Genomic DNA, 16,856 nt, shown 5'->3' with positions numbered 1-16,856 from the left:
AATTCTATTATTAACTATATTCAAAAGTTATCTGTAAAACCCTTCATCTTTTTTGATTTTATCTTACTTGACCATTAAAATATTCATGAAAGGATGTGGACGGCTTGGCAATTACTCTGCCTCAAATAGAAGATGCAAACAATACTGCGTATTTTCCTCCTAAGGGTGAATATGAAACCTTTGAAGATGATGCTCACTATGAAGAGAAAGTCAGGGAATGGGGATTATCAACCACAAAGGAAGTAAAAAAGGAATTCTGGTATAAGGAAAAAACTCATCAGCGCCTCGTTACGATTAAGGGTTTTCAGGCTTACGGGGAATCCGGAGATTATCATACCCTTGTTATTGAATTTCAGGACGGAAACCTAAGCTGCATACACCCTGCTTATCTGAAAGAAATGCAGGCTCCGAGCTTTGGAAAAGCCATCATTGCCGACTTTGGCGGACCAGCTTCAGTTCAATCTGAAAAGAAAGCTTTAAAGGATGATAACGATAAACCTGCGGATGCTCTAAAGAAATTAGAGGAAAACCCCACAAAGAATAAACCTGCTGCCAAAAAAGCAAAGAAAGAAAAGCAGCCAGCGTTGGAGCTTCCTGCAGAAAAAGTGCATTTTTCCGCTAAAGTAAAACAATTTGCTTTAAGCTGGAATCATTTTAATGAAGAAAATGATGAAGTCGTCGTTCTCGAGAATGTCGTCATTCAACAGGACGATCCTGTTGAAGTAGGCCTTGCCTGGTGCTCTCATTCGAAAACCTTGAAGAAGTTTGAATTGGAGCCTGGTGAAACACTCGAATTTGATGGAAAAATCGTCAAAAAGAAACTGCCAAAAGGGAAAGATTGTGAAGAGGAATTCATTATAGAAGAGCCTGTTCCCTATAAAATCAACAACCCTTCGAAAATAAAAAAAAGCTAAAGAGAGATTCTGCTCTTTAGCTTTTTTGTTCGCTTACGAAAGTATTCTTTTTTCCCCTTCAATTTCCTGAATAGGATTGATATTTTGTGTAAATTCCAGGGTGCCCACATAGGAGCTGTTTTCGTCTCTTACAGCAAAATACCGGATATAAACGTACTTGTCTCTGAACTTGATCCAAAAGTCCTCAGAATCTTTACGGCCGGCCTTAAAATCTTCCAGCAATTCCTCGACAGCATGCACGCTCCGCGGTGGATGGCAATTTTGCACAGTGCGCCCGATAACTGCCTTTGTCCTGGCGAAAATCCTTTCCCTTCCATGGGAGAAATAGCGGACCACATCTTCATGGTCAATAAAGGTTATATCAACTGGAAGGTGATTCAAGATAAGCTCTAGCTGCTTTAACGATAATATGCCGGTTTCCATCTTGATATAGCCTTCTGAAATGGCTTTATCGCCAATCGCTTTGCGTTCTGGCTTCCACTCGGCTTCAGGGCCTGTCAGGCAGAAGCCTATCTCGTCGCTTTCATGCGCAATTTTGATCCACTCATCCTCCGTCAGGTTTTTTAATGCCATTGGAAAAAGGATGTGTTCCTCCCGGTAAATCATGGCACTTACCTCATTAAAGATAAATTGCGCTTCTTGAATTACCTTCTGCTTGTCCCCATTGTAATTTGACAGCAGTTGTTTAGCTTCTTTAATGCCATCCCTGATAAAATCGTCAATTCTCCACATATTGTTTGTGGGACCGTATATTCCATACTTCTCCAAGTATGGGAAAAGTAAATTCTCTTTGCGGCTGTAATGTTTATCAAGATCCAGCAAAAGCGTGCAGTCTTCCAAAAGTTTATACACATTTTCTTCGTTATCATCGTTTATAAAAGCTTCCAGACTCACCTTTAGTTTTTCCCGTAGATGTTTATCAATCGCCCTGTTTTCACGAATAAACGTGTGGATAGGGTGCCCAGGCTGATCTTCCGGCTTATACAGCGGGCGTTCTCTTGAAGTGTCTTGAATAGGATTGTTAAGGTTTATTTGATGTTCACGGTTATTAATAATTTCGCTCAATTTCCATTACCTCCTGTATACCAAACTTGAATTGTTGAGTTTGATAATACTTCTCATTAGCAATGTAACACACGAAGAAAGATTGATATGTGATGAACATCATAGGTTGGGGGTATTTTAGTTCACAGCTTTCAATGTTAAGAGACTGGTCCAGCATTTTAGAGGAGGAAAATAGTTTGGTTTTATGCGCACTGATGGAATGTAAGCCTGATATTACCACCCCCTTATTCATTCCTTTTTTGTTACACTTTTAAGGGATGAAAAACGGAGGTTTAACTTTTAATGAAGAAAATATATCAGATCCTTATTATGATTGCGATCATTTTTACAGGCGGTTTTGCGGCGGGAACGATTTTTACAAAAAATAGTGAGCAGCCTGATTCTTTTAAACTTGCAAGAACAGCAGCTCAGTCTGGTAAAAATCCAGTTCAAAAAAGTACTCCTGAGTTACCCGATGCATCCTCAAAGGTGTTGATTGGTTATGTACAGGATTATCGTGATCCCGATACTGTTGATTATTCAAGTCTGACGCATGTTATTTTTTCATTTGCCCACCCCGAAAAGAATGGCAGCCTTTCTTTTAATGGCGATACGGCATTAAATAATCTTCGGAGTATGGTTTCGAACGCACACAAGCATGATACAAAAGCGATTCTGGCAGTAGGCGGATGGTTCCATATAAAAGGCGGAGAATCGTATGAATATTTTAAATCAGCGATAGGAAGGCCAGCTTCAAGGAACAAGCTGGTGAATGAACTTGTCAGCTTAACAGTCAGGGAAAAACTTGATGGTATAGATATTGATTTTGAACATCCGCGTTCACTGAAAGAAGCGGAGTTCCTCGAAGTTTTTATCCATGATCTTAGTCAAAAGCTTCATGCAAATGATAAAGAGCTTTCTGTAGCAGTCCATTCGAAGATTCATAGTGTTACAGGCACAGAGGCAGGAAGTATAATTTATAAGCCTTCCATGTTTCGGGAGGTCGATCATGTCAATATCATGGCTTATGACGGACATTGGGATGGTGGCTATAATGCAGCCAATTTGTCTCCATATCCTTTTACAGAGAATATCGTAAACTATTGGGCAAATCTCTTTGATACACACAATATTTCTAAAGAAAAATTAGTTCTTGGTGTCCCCTTTTATGCACAGCCTGAAGATCCTTCTATCAAACAGGTATCTTATGAAGCAATTATAAACCGCAACCCGGAAAATGCTTGGCAGGACAAAATCAGTATGAATGGCACAACCTACTATTATAATGGTGAATCAACCATGCAAAAGAAAACAAATCTTGCATTAACCAGCGGGTTTGGGGGCATGATGATCTGGGAAGTCGGCCATGATGCCAAAGGGTCCTACAGTCTTACTGGAGCGATTGCAGAGGTCCTTAAAGACTCGGATACAAAACCAGTAAAATACTATTCAGTAAAAAATTAGGATTAAATAGACAAGCCAAAAGAAAGAGCATGAGAAGCCCCTTGCTCTTTCTGTTAAGTTCAACTTTACTTGCTCTCAATTACCTTAATCAGTTCCCGCAAATAATCCGGTAAATCTGGAGGACGGCGGCTGGAGACGAGGTGTCCGTCGACAACAACTGGCTCATCATACCACTTGGCACCGGCATTCTCCATATCGTCCTTAATCCCTGGAGTGCTAGTTACCTTTTTTCCCTCCAATACTTTTGCCGATATGAGCACCCAGCCTGCATGGCATATTTGCCCGATTGGTTTTTTATTTTCCTCCATGTGCTTAATTAGGGACAGCACCTCCGGAAAACGGCGGATTTTGTCCGGTGCCCAGCCGCCAGGTACAAGGATGGCATCATACTCCTCCCCCTTTACCTCACTATAAGAATAATGGGAAGTTGCTGGGACTCCGTATTTGCCAATGTATTTCTCGCTTGCATGCTCCCCCGCCAAATGGACATCTGCACCTTCTTCCTGCAGCCTGAGTATCGGATACCATAGTTCCAGATCTTCAAAGTCATGATGCACTAAACTTAATATTTTTTTTCCTTTTAAACGCATGGATCGATTTCCCTTCTTTTATTAGTTTTGATAACTCTTACCTTACAGGTGTATCCCTTATTTTACAAATGATCCAATCAGGAGAGCAAAAACTCTTTGATCTCCTTCCTTCTGTCCGTGTAAACCTTTTTCCCGAGATTAATCAACTCATCCACAAACCGAATATCATCAAAAGGCATTTCTTCGCCAAGCTCCTCATTAATGCGCAAGTAATTGTCTGCCAACAGGTGATGGCAATGATATGTAACTGATTCCGATGAAAGATGAAGGGCAAGATCGAGCAGCTTTGGTGTGACTTTCATGGATGGCAGTTGGAACGGAAGCCAATGCTTTACTCCCCAATATTTATCATGGTCGATGGTGAAATCAATTTTCTGTAATCCGGTTCCGAGTGAAAGGATTTTAATATTTCTTAGCTCCTTTTTAAAATAATGCATAGCTTCCGTAATGCATACTAGCGAAGGGTTATTGGCCCACAAACCGCCATCAATGGATAAGTAACGGTTATTAATATTGTTAGGTGGAAAATACACTGGTGCTGAGCAGGAGGATAGAACAGCATCCCAAAGCTTCATGGATAAGCTTTCATTGCCCGGATGGCCATAATTGGAACGGTGTACAAACGGCTTTCCATGTGTGACGTCCACAGCAGGAATTAAAAGGGGCTTTTGAATTTCGGAAAGGGCTGTTTCCCCGAAGGCTTTCCGAATAAAACGGCGTAAGTATTTATCGCTGTAGACGCTTTTAAAAAGGCCAACTTTCGCCTGCTTGACAAAAATTTTCTTTCCATACAATTCATACGCTTTTAATACATTGTCCATATCCTTTTTTAAGGTTAAGGAAGAGGCTATTATCGATCCGGTACTGGTTCCTGCAATCATGTCGAAAAAATCGCCTGCAGGCTGCTTAAGTTCGTCCTCCAAGGCTTTTAAAATACTTACAGCAAAAACACCCCGAATCCCACCGCCATCAATACACAATATTTTCATATTCTCACCTGTTTTTTCTGGTCCTTTTTGTATATAAAAAAGAGAAGGAATAACCCCTTCTCTTCTATTCTTCTTCAATCATGTTATCAAATACAGCAGAGACCTTGTTAAATTCCTCTTCGCTCTCAATGGGAGTAAAGTCTCCATCTTCATCAAGCTTTAAGAAGAACACGTCAATATCCTCTTCCGTGTCTTCCTCCAGATCATCAACAAAGCTGACTGCAGCATAACTAACTCCCTCAACGTCCGCAGAGGCAAGAACCTCCACTTCCATTTCCTGTCCGCTCTCATCACTGATCGTAAAAACCTCGCCGACTTGGATCTTGTCCATGTTTTCCATCTCCTCTCCAAATTGGTTCATTCTTTATATTCCCATTTAAAAGTGGTTTCATGCTTAATATAAAAAAAAGGACCGGCTCAGTATAGTTAGGAGTCAGATAACGTGGAGAAACAATGAATTAGCATTGGAATTTGATATGAAATCGCATAGGATTTATATTCGTTTTTTTGCCGAAATGTAAAGTTATCGAATTAGCAAGTGGAACAGCATACTAATTAACAGGATAATAACAACTATTGTCAATTCGTTATTTTTGATGAGATTAAGGGTGTTATTCAAGGTTTTAAAATATATACAAAAGGGAAAGGTAAAATATGTTAAAATATAAAGGGGGCAAATGCTCTTGTTCTGTTATACGAACGGGAAACTGGTCTACTAGGGAGGAGAATAATTATATTAAAAGTAAGGCCTTTAGAAAATAGAGACTATGAATTGATTAAGGAAGCCGAAAAAGTAATAGAAAAGAATTATAGGTATGGACGACATCACATTGGTGCAGCAGTTAGAACAACATTGGGTAATGTTTTTTCGGCAGTTCACGTAGAGGCGAATGTCGGAAGAATAACAGTGTGTGGGGAAGCAATGGCTATTGGTAAGTCTATATCTGAAGGAAACCACGAATTTGAAACGATTGTAGCGGTGGCTCACCCTCATCCACACGAAGATATAGAAAAATGCTGGGTGGTTGCTCCTTGTGGTATGTGTCGAGAGTTAATTAGTGATTATGGAAAAAACACAGATGTAATCATTTCTTATAATGATAAATTAGTAAAGTGTAATGTAATGGAACTATTACCAGAAAAATATACAAGTGATATAGAATAATGTCATCTTCAACAACTGGGGGCTTTAAGTGAAGGAGCCTCCCTGAAAAAGAAAAGCTCAGAGTTTATACTCTGAGCTTTTTTGCGTGTTATCTACTGTTTAATTTAACGTGTGAATTCAAATGTTATTTAGCTTGTAATATTGAGTTTTCACCACAATAACAAGCCAATTCTTTTCTATTTTATTTAACAGCAGCTGCCTCTTTATTCTCAACTTTTACGCTCCAGCCGAATGGATCCGGTTCAGTGCCTTTTTGGATACCTGTTAATGTATCATAAATTTTCTTGGATAATTCACCTGTTACACCATTGTTGATCCCAATTTTTTTGTTTTCCCAGAAGAACTGGCCGATTGGTGAAATGACAGCAGCGGTGCCCGTTCCGAAGGCTTCTTCCAGCTGGCCGTCTGCATGGGCCTGGTAGATCTCTTCAATCGAAATTCTCCGCTCAGATACTGGGATGTTCCAGTGTTTTAGCAGTTCAAGAACAGAATTTCGTGTAATTCCTTCTAAGATACTTCCGTTAAGGGCAGGTGTAACAACTTCCCCATTTATTTTAAAGAAAATGTTCATGCTGCCTACTTCTTCAATATACTTATTTTCTTTGCCATCAAGCCATAATACTTGTGAGTATCCTGATGAACCCGCAAGCTCCTGTGCCTTTAAGCTGGCTGCATAGTTTCCGCCTGTTTTTGCCGTACCAGTTCCGCCGGCTACAGCACGCACGTATTCGCTTTGTACCGCAATCTTGACTGGATTGATGCCTTCTTTGTAATAGGCGCCAACAGGAGATAGGATAATAATAAACTTATATCTCTTGGAAGGTGCAACTCCCAGGTAAGGTTCAGTAGAAATAACAAATGGGCGGATATAAAGAGAAGTTCCTTCAACATTTGGAATCCACTCCCGGTCAAGCGCAATCAGCTCTTTTAACGCGTAAAGGGCAAGCTCTTCATCAATTGCCGGGATACATAACCGCGAATTGGAACGGTTTAATCTTTCCATGTTTTTTTCAGGCCTGAATAGCAAAACTTCATTATCCGTTGTAAGGTATGCTTTTAATCCTTCGAAGACACTTTGGCCATAGTGGAAAATCATTGCTGCTGGATCCAGGGTTAGCGGCTGGTAAGGAATGATTCTTGGATCATGCCAGCCTTGGCCGGCAGTATAATCCATTACAAACATATGGTCTGTAAAGTTTTTGCCGAACTCTAAGCTGTCAAATTGAGGTTTTTGTTTTTTCTCTGGTGTACGATTGATTTCAATTTTAAATTCTGTCATTGTTATTACTCCCCATCTGTAGATGATTTAAAAACCTAATGCCTGCTGTTCCTGCTGCTCTTAAGAGGGTAAATAAAAACGCCCAGTCATCCTCCGAGCGTGGACGAAAGGGCTTGCTTCCCGGCAACAACCAATATGGATGCAAAACAGTTTAAAAATCCAGCAATGGCTTTCATTAGTAAAGGACTTTAATGCTGTTTTTTCTTAGGAATGATAAGGTTTGCCTTTCGCTCTTTCTACTTCAAGGCAGTAGTGCAGTTATCCGTTAAAGTTTTTATAAGTTTTTCTAATATTATGATATTCTAATGATTAAATGTCAATAAGAATTAACAATAAATTTTGAATAAATCCGATATGTTGAAAATTCTGTTCACAATTACTATTCCTTATTAGATGAAATAGCTGGGATTTGGAACTATAATAAATATATCAACTCATAAGGAGAAGTATGATGAATCATAAAGAGCTCGAAGAAAAGATTATTCAAAACTATCAGGGCGAAGAAAAAATGATGATTCTTGTTTTTGCCCAGTGGTGCATAAATCATGATTTGAACCCTGAAGAAATTTATTTAAAAGCTTATCCCGGCCAGGCAAAAAACCAGGCTTTACAAGAAGCAATTGATCTGACAGTCCCTAAGGAGGAAGCTGGCGATGTGCCTGACCAGACGCTGCTTGGAGTCCTCTCCATGTTCGGCAATGATGCGATCTTGCCTTTGTGGTCATGGAAGAGATGAAAAAATTGAAAAAGGACGGCAAGGCCAAATAGGCTGCCGTCCTTTATTACAATTATGACTCTTATTTAAACCAGCCCTTCTCCTTGGATTGAGTAATGGCTTCAATTCTGTTCGTTACTTCAAGTTTATCTAGAATTGCAGATATATAGTTTCTCACAGTCCCTGTTTTAATGCTGAGCTTATCGGCGATTTCCCTTGTGTTTTTTCCGTCCGCAATCAGCTCAAGCACTTCTTTTTCCCGGTCTGTCAGAGGGTTTTCTTCGCCATAAACATCGTCCATTAACTCGGGTGCATAGATGCGCTTGCCCTCCATTACACTTCGGATGGAACTGGCCAGCTCCTCACTCGGGCTATCCTTCAATAAATATCCTCTTACCCCCGCCTTCAATGCACGCTGAAAATACCCAGACCTTGCAAAGGTTGTTAAAATTATTACCTTGCAGCCTATCCCCTTCAACTCTTCGGCGGCTTCCAGCCCGCTTTTTTCCGGCATTTCTATATCCATTACGCATACATCAGGCTGTAGTTTTTTCACAAGTGAAATGGCCTCTTCTCCATTTGATGCCTTGCCGACAACCTCCATGTCATCTTCAAGGCTTAGCAGGGATCCTAAAGCCCCCAGCATCATGCGTTGGTCTTCTGCAATGACAATCCGTATCATGGACGCTCCTCCTTTTCTGTTTGCTTTACGACTGTTGGCACTTTCATGATTATCGTGGTTCCGTTATTAGAAATAATATCAAGACTCCCGTTAACAAAATCGAGGCGCTCGCCTAATCCCAGCAGTCCTGACCCTTTGCCTATATCCTTTGAGGGAACCATTCCGATGCCATTGTCTTGTACAGTGATTCTGACTTCATTCCATTTTTGTTCGATGCTGATGCGGCACTCGGTCGCTTTACTGTGTTTGACGACATTGGTAACTGCTTCTTTCATGCACATGCTTAAAATATTCTCAAGAAATAATGAAACATTGTTTAATTTGATCTCTTCTTCGCCGATGAAGTCAATCGATGCGGCTTTCAATATTTGTTTAACTAGAATGATTTCATCTTTAAGCCTGATGCCCCTCATCTGGGAAACCATATTTCTTACTTCGTTCAAAGCCGTTCTTGCGGTTTGCTGGACGTCAACAAGTTCTTCCTTTGCCTGTTCGGGATCTTTGCTGATTAGCTTTCTCGCAAGGTCACTTTTCAGGCCGATGAGAGATAGCTTTTGGCCAAGAGTATCGTGAAGGTCGCGGGCAATACGCTGCCTTTCTTCCTGCTTTACGAGATCAGCGATCCTTTTATTGGCATCTTCCAGCTGCTCTTCCAGTCTTTCCTGCTTCTTCCTATTGTGTATGTTAAATGGAAGCAAAATAACACTGATCCAGATAATGATAATAAAGGGCAGTTGCTCCAAAAATAAGGGGTCCTGTGTTACAAAATTATAATTGATTGAGATCGTGGTAGCGACCAAATGAATGACATATAGAGTTAAAAAAGCAATTCTGTTTGTTATATGGCCATTATAATAGGCGATATAAAAAGCGAAATAAACAAACTGAAAAAGAATCGCCATCGTAATGGAAATGCTTATTAAAATACCAGTCCAAAGATAGACAGGCCATTGCCGAGAGAGAAAAGCAAAACGCAAGGAAATGAAAAATAGGATCGTCAGAATAATCCCTACGGCAATTTCAATTTTAGAGGTGGATCTGAATATGAAATAAAAAGGCAATATGCTAAATACACTCCAAATATATGGAGAGATGCCTGAGCTTTTTAAAGTGTTAAAGAATTTCTTAAACATAAATGAAAACCTCTTTTGCTTTCTTTAAGGCTAAGTAAAGCCATTTGTTTGATTTTGACACCTTTTTGATTGAGAGGATATATACAAGCTATTATAAAAATAAACAGCTCCTTTGTCATCATAACACAAAGGAGCTGTTCTTTAGTACGGGGACTGGTTACTTGTCCCGTTCTCATGTTAAGGCTTTACTGATGCAGTTTTACCCGTTCTGTTTTCCTTTTTGCTGCGTGCCGCTTTTTTAGCAGCCTGATAGCCTGTGAAGTTCTGTAGTTCCTCATCCCATAATCGGAATCGCAGTGACTGCAGGCTTGTAGAAAGTGTGATCGTTGGCACATTTTTAAGCTCTGCCGTATTATAATGCGCATCTTCCAGGTTATAGTTAGGCACTCGCGGACTTAAATGATGGATATGATGGAACCCGATGTTTCCTGTCAGCCATTGCAAAACTTTTGGAAGCTTGTAAAATGAGCTTCCCTCAACAGCTGCTTTGACATATTCCCATTTATCGTCTTCTTCAAAATAAGAATCCTCAAATGTATGCTGTACATAAAACAGCCATATTCCAGCTGCTCCTGAAATTAAAAATATTGGGCCCTGAACCATCAGAAAAGCTTCCCAGCCGATTGCCCAGCACATTAGCGCGTATAAAGCAACGATTGAGGTGTTTGTAAGATAAGTATTTATACGCTCATTCTTCCTCGCACCTTTGCGGTTAAACCGATTCTTTAACAGAAAAACATAAATCGGCCCTATTAGAAACATGACAAATGGATTGCGGTACATGCGGTAAGCTGCACGAGTTGAAAAGGAAGCAGCCTGATATTCATTCACTGTCAAAGTCCAAATATCTCCTGTTCCGCGCTTGTCCAGGTTTCCGCTTGTGGCATGGTGGACGTTGTGGTCATGCTGCCACTGGTGATAAGGGAAAACAGTCATAATCCCGGTTATTGTTCCAACAATTTTGTTGGCAGAACGATTTTTAAAGAAGGAATGGTGACAGCAATCATGGAAAATGATGAAAGTCCTGATCAGAAATCCTGCCGCTATTAAGGAAATACCCAGAGTGAGGAAATACGACACACTCAAGCTTTTATACGCAAGAAACCAAAGCAGGAAAAATGGTCCAAGAGTATTGATCAACTGCATAATACTGCGATTTAAATCTGATTTTTCATAAGGTGCCATCTGTTTTTTTAAGTTGAGTTGTTTTTGTTTAGAAGTCATTTTTTAATTCCCTTCATCATGACGTTAATTTAATAATAAAGGGTTTCCAGCATGCTTTGAAGACATAGGTGTCATGTCCCACCCATGATAAATGTCATGGTTGGACATGAAATTTAAGAGCTGATCCTATTATCACCTAATATTTTTATCTTTTTCTTTGCAATTATGCCCGTTTTTCTTCTACAGTGGAAACAAGGTGAAAGAGATAACGGTATATTAATTGGTAGGCTTCATTTATTGTTAAATCCTCTTTAAAACCTTCAATATCGTTTAATGAGAAATTGAAATCCCAAAGCCCATCCTGCTGGCTGAACATTAAGCTGTATTTGGCAGAACCGGATGAGGTGTTTTCATTTATAAATGATTTTATGGCAGCTTCTGATTTCTTGGGCAGTTTCAATCCCAGCATAACTTCATAATTCCCAAAAACAGCATCTGTTTCAAAGGACACCGCTTCTGCGCCTATTAGGTCAAACCAATTTGACTCCAGGTACATAAATTCATTTTTATTTTTTTGGAAGTACTGAATCGGCTGATTTAAAAAGTCTGCCGTTTCCTGGCTGAGAACTTCCTCCGTTTCTTTGTCACCACGCTCAATATAAGCATCCGCAAACCGGTTATAAGGGTTCTTCACATCATTTGCATCAGCTTCTGATAGCAGCTGGTGTTTTTCAGCAAATACTTTTTCTTCCATATAAATATTGTTTCCTTGTTCCTTCAAGTGTTTTTCAATCCGTTCTTTTAACAAGGTGCACTTCCTCCTTTAATAATGATTACCTGCCACGTTTTTTTGACGTGTTTCTCATAGACTTGGCTGCTGCAGTCTTCTTTTTTCCCTGCGATGTTCTGCGGCCTGACAGAGTGGAACTTGATGTTTCCGATCGCTTGCTATTCCCTTGCCTGCTTTTTTTATTTGGACCTCTGCTGTCTTTATCTTTCCGGGCTGTTTCTTCCCTGCTTCCTCCCGTCCCTCTTCCAGATGAGCCCTGGCGCTTTCGGGCTTGGTCGCTTTTATTTGAATTCCGGGCAGGTTTCTTATTTTCTTGGTCCTTTTGGCTGCTATTTCCCAGATTTTGCTTAGGAATATGGATATTAAGGCCTTTTTCGATTACTTCAAGGAGAGGCTTGTCCGCAGATGAATAAAAGGTAATCGCCAGTCCTTTTGTCCCTGCCCGCCCCGTTCTTCCAATGCGGTGAACATAGCTTTCCGGATCAAGCGGAATATCATAATTGAAGACATGTGTAACTCCTTCGACATCAAGGCCTCTGGCAGCCACATCTGTGGCAATTAATAACTGAATTTCAGCATCCCTGAACCGTTTCATTACTTGTTCCCGTTTTGCCTGGGATAAATCGCCGTGCAGCTCATCACATTGAAAACCATTCGATTTGAGTACCTCGTATAACTTGCTTACCCTGCGTTTAGTCCTGCAGAAAATGACGGCTAAATAGGGTCTGTGTGTTTGAACCAGCTCCATAATGGTTGCCTGCTTAGCGCGGTCTGTTGTATGTATGGCCAACTGCTTTACTGAGTGGGCAGGTCCTTGAGTTTTTTCAATTTGAATATACTCTGGCTCTTTCATGTGTTTTTTTGCAAGTTTTCGAATTTCTGCAGGAATGGTTGCAGAAAACAGCATAGTCTGCCTTTCGGGCGATGTTTCTTTTATAATATCTTCTACTTCATTCAGAAATCCGATATGAAGCATCTGGTCTGCTTCATCCAATACTAAAAAATCGGTGCGGGACAAATCAATGGTTTCCCTTTTAATATGGTCAAGCAAACGGCCGGGAGTTCCGACAACGATATGAACATTTTTTTTGAGCTTTTTGAGCTGTTTGTCAACATCCTGTCCTCCATATACTGCCAATACATCTATAGCATTATTGTCTGCAGTGAGCTTTTGAATCTCGTCTGTTATTTGCAAAGCCAATTCCCTGGTAGGCGTTACAATCAGAGCTTGGATATATGCTGCAGACAGGTCGATCTTTTCCAGAATCGGCAGAATAAAAGCAAATGTTTTGCCCGTTCCCGTTTGTGCTTGGGCAATCAGATCTTTGCCTTCCATTACAGCAGGAATTGCCTGCTCCTGAATCGGAGTCGGTTTCCCGATCCCCTGGCTGAGCAATGTTTTTGAGAGCTGCTCTGAGATGCCTAATGATAAAAATTCCTGCAAATAAAACCCTACTTTCTTTTCCTAGCGTATTTTTTAAGGAGAGAAATTCTTTTAGAATATTATGCCCTTATTTATATTGTGTGTTTACAGAAAAAATAGCAAGCATTCTTATTTAAAGAAAACACAAAAAAAGGATGACCCAAAATCCGTTCACCCTGAATGACTAAACTTCTTTCAAAAGAAGTTCCTCAATTGTTTTCTTCACTGAGTATAAAATCTCGGGCCATTTCTTTGAAAGCACTCTGCTCAAACCCATTTGGAAAGATATTTTGGAAGGTTCAATGCCGATAAGAATTCCTTTAATTTTGTCTCTTTGATAGTATAAAGCTTGGAATAAATGCAGGTTATGAGGCGATAAATCAAGCTTCTTATGTGAGTGGACCCGGTCAAGCGGAAAAATTGTCAGGTCACCTGGTTTACTACCATAAAGTACTGCATCAAGTATAATGACAAATTCTGCGCCTTCAAGCTGTGAAAGGCTATAATCAATGTCCGACTCGCCAATAACATATTTGATTTGCGGATTCGTCTCTGTTTTACTTAGTTCTTCAACAAGATACACCCCGATGCCATCATCCATCATCAGCTTATTGCCTATTCCTAAAATAATGATATTTTTCATTAGAACACCTGAATGGTCTTGATTTCTTTTCCGGGTCTATGTACGTGTGTCGCACATGACATGCAAGGATCAAAAGAGCGAAGGATTCTCCCGATTTCAGCAGGGTTTTCAGGATCCTGAATAGGAGTGCCCATAAGCGCTTCTTCAGCTGTTCCAAGGTATCCGTTATCGTCACGAGTGGAGAAGTCCCATGTTGAAGGGGTAATAATTTGGTAGAAAGCGATCTTTTTATCCTTAATTTTAAGCCAATGCCCCAATGCACCTCGTGTGGTGTCAACTAGCCCTCTTCCTATAGCTTCATCTGGCAGCTCATACTTTTTTTGAACATCTGTATTAGGGATGAGCAAATCCAATAAAGTTTTCATGATTCCGGCGATTTTTTTCGCTTCCAGTGCTCTGGCTATGGTTCTGTCCATAGCAGAGATACCATTCGTATATTCCCCGCTTAAAATCAGCCTTGCTAAAGGCCCCACCTCAAAGGGGAGATTATCGTATCTGGGGGCCTTTACCCATGAATAGGCTTTTTGCTTAGTGCGGTCTGGTTCAGGAATACTATAATTAGGAAAGTAACTCGTTGTGGATGACTGATACCAGGAATAATCTATTTTCTCTTGAATTTTTGCTTCATCAAATGGCTGGATTCCTTTATCAGTATACACAAGGGGGTCAACATATAATGTTTTATTATCCTTATAATGATGAAAAGCGCCGTAGGTCAATAGATTTCCATATCCGCCGCCCAAGCGGTAATATTCCGGGTAGTACTTTGCTATTTCAAAAACATCAGGGATCATTTTCTCATCGATAAATCTGGATATTTTCAGAAGGATGGAATCCAGATGAACGATTTTTTCGGCTGTAGCCTGAGTGGTTATGCCGCCGATAAAAACACCGTGGTTATGCGGAGCTTTTCCTCCGAGAACGGCCAGCATTTGATGCGCAAGCCTGCTTAGTTCCAAAGATTCGAAGTAATGCTGTGAAATTGCCGCATTCACATGTTTTGGCAGTCTGAAATCATTATGGTCTGCTTGCAGCAATGTATTCCCTTCAATTTTCACAAAATCAGGCACAGTATATTGATAAAAGTGGCGGATATGGTTCTGTAAAAACTCACAGCAATGGATAATATCACGCAAATATTTCCCTTGTTCAGTAGGGCTAACTTTCAGTGCATCCTCCAAAGCGGTTGAAGATGCCATAGAGTGGGCTGCTGAACATATCCCGCATATGCGCTGGGTAAAATAAACAGCATCGAAGGGGCTTCTGCCGACGAGCATTTGCTCAAAGCCCCTGAACAGGTTTCCTTTTGTCTTCACATCAACAACCTGATTCTGATCGACAACAACTTCTATTTCCATAAATCCGCTGATTCTTGTCAATGGATTTATAACGATCCGTTTACTCATCCTTCACCACCCTTGTCGTGTCAAAACTGATAAAAGGAGCCATCGCATCAGGGAATCCAAACTGGGCACAGCCAATGCAGGGGGTATCATCTCCTATCGGCCAATTCACATGCCCATTCCATTGCCTTGTCGGACAATCAGTCCTGGTGACTGGCCCCCGGCAGCCCAGCTTAAATAGACAGGTCTTATCCCCGAGCTTTTCAGCAAAAATACCCCGGTCAAAAAAAGGCCGCCTTGGGCATCTGTCATGAATGAGCGTACTATAAAACATTAATGGCCGTCCGAGGTTGTCAGTATCTGGATTACCGTATAAAAGAATATGGGCTAACGTTCCCAAAAACCAGTCCGGATGGACAGGGCATCCAGGCAGTTTAATCATATTCTTATCAGGGAGGACATCCTGCAGTCCTACTGACTGGGAAGGATTGGGCCTGGCTGCTGATACACCTCCGTGGGTCGCACATGCTCCAACAGCGAGAATATGGGATGCTCTTTTCCCAAGCATTTTCGCCGCTTCCAAACCGGTAAGCGGTTTTTCCTGCCAGCTGCCGATTATGTTATATAATCCATTATCCCTTAATGCAACTGCTCCTTCCACTGCTAGAATATAATCTTCATCTAAGGCGCCCATAAGCCTTTCTATGGCCTGCTTCCCCTCAGAAGCCATTAAGCTATTGCTATAAACGAGATTGACCATGGAGCCCATCAAATATTCAAAATCCGGATTTTCCCCATTAAGCAAAGAAATGATATTGCCGGAGCACCCGTTCAGCTCCAAGTAAACAAGGTTCTTTTTTTTAATTAAACCGTCCTCAATCCCTTTTCTTGCACCTGTGGTTAACCTCGCTGCAATCGCTTCATTGGTTAATGACTCAGGCGGCAAAATATATTTTTCCATTATACCAACCTCCCTACAACCGGCAAAGTCGCTAAAATCGATTGCTGTCCTGTGTGGCAGGAGGCGAACTCCTGGGTATAATCCTTCCCTGAAACCAAACCGAAATGTGTGGCAGCGGCCCAAGCCCTGTTATTGGTAACATCATAGACGATGCCGCCCACGGCTACATATGCAGGCCTTCCATTTTTGCCATCGTAATTCGCTAATTCTTGAATGGTGAAAGATTGATTAGGCTGAATTAATGGAGGGTTCGCTGCAGATGTGTTCTGAGAGTTTAGCTGATTATTTGAAGCAAACATCGGCAGGACTGAACCGTTATTTGCTGGAATAGCGTGGTTAGCCAAAAGATCATTCAAAAATTGAATACTCGTTAAAGTATCCCATAATCGCTGAAGGCTTAATTGTTTGGTTGTATGGTCTGTGGTGACTGAGATGGTGTAAATATCATGCCGTGCCTGTGTCACAAGGCTATTAACCTGCTGCTGAAGCATCCTGATGTTTTGCATAACATTCTCTCCTTAGGCTTTCATACCCTATCTTATGCAGTGGAGTAGAAA

The 16,856-nt window shown here is 40.8% G+C and carries 17 protein-coding genes and 1 pseudogene; 4 read left to right on the top strand and 14 right to left on the bottom strand.

Translation table 11 applies throughout. The annotated features are described in order from the left end of the window. The first annotated feature begins 104 nt into the window (after nucleotides 1–104). Complete coding sequence (locus tag AC3ZVC_RS18290) at nucleotides 105–914, top strand: hypothetical protein (RefSeq protein WP_490064621.1); 810 nt, start codon at nucleotides 105–107, stop codon at nucleotides 912–914. Between the two features lie 33 nt (nucleotides 915–947). Here the strand turns inward: AC3ZVC_RS18290 and AC3ZVC_RS18285 are convergent, their stop codons facing one another. After that, nucleotides 948–1,946: a DUF438 domain-containing protein gene (locus AC3ZVC_RS18285; RefSeq protein ID WP_490068961.1), complete on the bottom strand. Its 999-nt coding sequence runs from the start codon at nucleotides 1,944–1,946 to the stop codon at nucleotides 948–950. A gap of 315 nt (nucleotides 1,947–2,261) precedes the next feature. Here AC3ZVC_RS18285 and AC3ZVC_RS18280 point away from each other — a divergent pair, with 315 nt between their 5' ends. Beyond that, the gene (locus tag AC3ZVC_RS18280; RefSeq protein WP_490064620.1) at nucleotides 2,262–3,422 is read left to right on the top strand and encodes a glycosyl hydrolase family 18 protein; all 1,161 of its coding nucleotides are present in this window, start codon (nucleotides 2,262–2,264) and stop codon (nucleotides 3,420–3,422) included. A 65-nt stretch (nucleotides 3,423–3,487) separates the two neighbouring features. Here the strand turns inward: AC3ZVC_RS18280 and AC3ZVC_RS18275 are convergent, their stop codons facing one another. The 3 genes from AC3ZVC_RS18275 to AC3ZVC_RS18265 all read right to left on the bottom strand — a co-directional run bounded on the left by AC3ZVC_RS18275 (nucleotide 3,488) and on the right by AC3ZVC_RS18265 (nucleotide 5,332). Then, a complete protein-coding gene (locus AC3ZVC_RS18275) occupies nucleotides 3,488–4,012 on the bottom strand; it encodes a type 1 glutamine amidotransferase domain-containing protein (protein ID WP_490064619.1) in 525 nt (174 codons plus the stop codon). Nucleotides 4,013–4,089: 77 nt separating this feature from the next. After that, nucleotides 4,090–5,001, bottom strand: coding sequence for a CBASS cGAMP-activated phospholipase (locus AC3ZVC_RS18270; protein ID WP_490064618.1), 912 nt, complete (start codon nucleotides 4,999–5,001; stop codon nucleotides 4,090–4,092). Between the two features lie 64 nt (nucleotides 5,002–5,065). Beyond that, nucleotides 5,066–5,332, bottom strand: coding sequence for a DUF1292 domain-containing protein (locus tag AC3ZVC_RS18265; protein WP_490064617.1), 267 nt, complete (start codon nucleotides 5,330–5,332; stop codon nucleotides 5,066–5,068). A 402-nt stretch (nucleotides 5,333–5,734) separates the two neighbouring features. On the opposite strand from AC3ZVC_RS18265, the gene AC3ZVC_RS18260 reads away from it, so the two are divergent. Beyond that, the gene (locus AC3ZVC_RS18260) at nucleotides 5,735–6,166 is read left to right on the top strand and encodes a cytidine deaminase (RefSeq protein ID WP_490068960.1); all 432 of its coding nucleotides are present in this window, start codon (nucleotides 5,735–5,737) and stop codon (nucleotides 6,164–6,166) included. Nucleotides 6,167–6,347: 181 nt separating this feature from the next. Here the strand turns inward: AC3ZVC_RS18260 and AC3ZVC_RS18255 are convergent, their stop codons facing one another. Then, entirely contained in the window at nucleotides 6,348–7,445 is a 1,098-nt protein-coding gene (locus AC3ZVC_RS18255; protein WP_490064616.1) for a branched-chain amino acid aminotransferase, read from the bottom strand. 451 nt (nucleotides 7,446–7,896) lie between these two features. Between AC3ZVC_RS18255 and AC3ZVC_RS18250 the strand changes: the two are divergent. Beyond that, nucleotides 7,897–8,213, top strand: a pseudogene (locus AC3ZVC_RS18250) (hypothetical protein). 29 nt (nucleotides 8,214–8,242) lie between these two features. Here the strand turns inward: AC3ZVC_RS18250 and AC3ZVC_RS18245 are convergent. The 9 genes from AC3ZVC_RS18245 to AC3ZVC_RS18205 form a co-directional block, all read right to left on the bottom strand. Further along, nucleotides 8,243–8,842 carry a response regulator transcription factor gene (locus tag AC3ZVC_RS18245; protein ID WP_490064615.1) on the bottom strand — a complete coding sequence of 200 codons (600 nt, stop codon included), beginning with the start codon at nucleotides 8,840–8,842 and terminating at the stop codon, nucleotides 8,243–8,245. Beyond that, complete coding sequence (locus AC3ZVC_RS18240; protein ID WP_490064614.1) at nucleotides 8,839–9,975, bottom strand: sensor histidine kinase; 1,137 nt, start codon at nucleotides 9,973–9,975, stop codon at nucleotides 8,839–8,841. Before AC3ZVC_RS18240 ends, AC3ZVC_RS18245 begins: the two co-directional genes overlap by 4 nt. Nucleotides 9,976–10,152: 177 nt before the next feature. Continuing rightward, the gene (gene desA / locus AC3ZVC_RS18235; RefSeq protein WP_490064613.1) at nucleotides 10,153–11,199 is read right to left on the bottom strand and encodes a Delta(5) desaturase DesA; all 1,047 of its coding nucleotides are present in this window, start codon (nucleotides 11,197–11,199) and stop codon (nucleotides 10,153–10,155) included. Nucleotides 11,200–11,362: 163 nt separating this feature from the next. Beyond that, nucleotides 11,363–11,947 (bottom strand): branched-chain amino acid aminotransferase, encoded by a 585-nt coding sequence (locus AC3ZVC_RS18230; RefSeq protein WP_490064612.1) that lies wholly within the window; start codon nucleotides 11,945–11,947, stop codon nucleotides 11,363–11,365. A 25-nt stretch (nucleotides 11,948–11,972) separates the two neighbouring features. Then, complete coding sequence (locus AC3ZVC_RS18225) at nucleotides 11,973–13,373, bottom strand: DEAD/DEAH box helicase (protein WP_490064611.1); 1,401 nt, start codon at nucleotides 13,371–13,373, stop codon at nucleotides 11,973–11,975. A 163-nt stretch (nucleotides 13,374–13,536) separates the two neighbouring features. Continuing rightward, nucleotides 13,537–13,995 carry a hydrogenase maturation protease gene (locus AC3ZVC_RS18220; protein ID WP_490064610.1) on the bottom strand — a complete coding sequence of 153 codons (459 nt, stop codon included), beginning with the start codon at nucleotides 13,993–13,995 and terminating at the stop codon, nucleotides 13,537–13,539. After that, on the bottom strand, nucleotides 13,995–15,401 hold the full coding sequence (locus tag AC3ZVC_RS18215; protein WP_490064609.1) for a nickel-dependent hydrogenase large subunit: 1,407 nt from the start codon (nucleotides 15,399–15,401) through the stop codon (nucleotides 13,995–13,997). The genes AC3ZVC_RS18220 and AC3ZVC_RS18215 overlap by 1 nt, the downstream gene beginning before the upstream one ends. Then, nucleotides 15,394–16,299 carry a hydrogenase small subunit gene (locus AC3ZVC_RS18210; RefSeq protein ID WP_490064608.1) on the bottom strand — a complete coding sequence of 302 codons (906 nt, stop codon included), beginning with the start codon at nucleotides 16,297–16,299 and terminating at the stop codon, nucleotides 15,394–15,396. The genes AC3ZVC_RS18215 and AC3ZVC_RS18210 overlap by 8 nt, the downstream gene beginning before the upstream one ends. Then, nucleotides 16,299–16,805, bottom strand: a complete 507-nt coding sequence (locus tag AC3ZVC_RS18205; RefSeq protein WP_490064607.1) for a cytochrome b5 domain-containing protein — start codon at nucleotides 16,803–16,805, stop codon at nucleotides 16,299–16,301. The genes AC3ZVC_RS18210 and AC3ZVC_RS18205 overlap by 1 nt, the downstream gene beginning before the upstream one ends. Nucleotides 16,806–16,856: the final 51 nt, after the last annotated feature.

It is taken from the genome of Cytobacillus sp. C11.1 (assembly GCF_058145115.1).
The sequence above is the reverse complement of the archived record's forward strand: the minus strand, read 5'-3'. Positions and strand labels throughout refer to the sequence as shown.

What these genes read in the sequence shown, in the direction of transcription:
- AC3ZVC_RS18245 (WP_490064615.1), bottom strand. Translation starts at nt 8,842, where the DNA reads ATGATACGGATTGTCATTGCAGAAGACCAACGCATGATGCTGGGGGCT.
- AC3ZVC_RS18255 (WP_490064616.1), bottom strand. Translation starts at nt 7,445, where the DNA reads ATGACAGAATTTAAAATTGAAATCAATCGTACACCAGAGAAAAAACAA.
- AC3ZVC_RS18240 (WP_490064614.1), bottom strand. Translation starts at nt 9,975, where the DNA reads ATGTTTAAGAAATTCTTTAACACTTTAAAAAGCTCAGGCATCTCTCCA.
- AC3ZVC_RS18215 (WP_490064609.1), bottom strand. Translation starts at nt 15,401, where the DNA reads ATGAGTAAACGGATCGTTATAAATCCATTGACAAGAATCAGCGGATTT.
- desA (WP_490064613.1), bottom strand. Translation starts at nt 11,199, where the DNA reads ATGACTTCTAAACAAAAACAACTCAACTTAAAAAAACAGATGGCACCT.
- AC3ZVC_RS18280 (WP_490064620.1), top strand. Translation starts at nt 2,262, where the DNA reads ATGAAGAAAATATATCAGATCCTTATTATGATTGCGATCATTTTTACA.
- AC3ZVC_RS18275 (WP_490064619.1), bottom strand. Translation starts at nt 4,012, where the DNA reads ATGCGTTTAAAAGGAAAAAAAATATTAAGTTTAGTGCATCATGACTTT.
- AC3ZVC_RS18270 (WP_490064618.1), bottom strand. Translation starts at nt 5,001, where the DNA reads ATGAAAATATTGTGTATTGATGGCGGTGGGATTCGGGGTGTTTTTGCT.
- AC3ZVC_RS18265 (WP_490064617.1), bottom strand. Translation starts at nt 5,332, where the DNA reads ATGGACAAGATCCAAGTCGGCGAGGTTTTTACGATCAGTGATGAGAGC.
- AC3ZVC_RS18220 (WP_490064610.1), bottom strand. Translation starts at nt 13,995, where the DNA reads ATGAAAAATATCATTATTTTAGGAATAGGCAATAAGCTGATGATGGAT.
- AC3ZVC_RS18210 (WP_490064608.1), bottom strand. Translation starts at nt 16,299, where the DNA reads ATGGAAAAATATATTTTGCCGCCTGAGTCATTAACCAATGAAGCGATT.
- AC3ZVC_RS18205 (WP_490064607.1), bottom strand. Translation starts at nt 16,805, where the DNA reads ATGCAAAACATCAGGATGCTTCAGCAGCAGGTTAATAGCCTTGTGACA.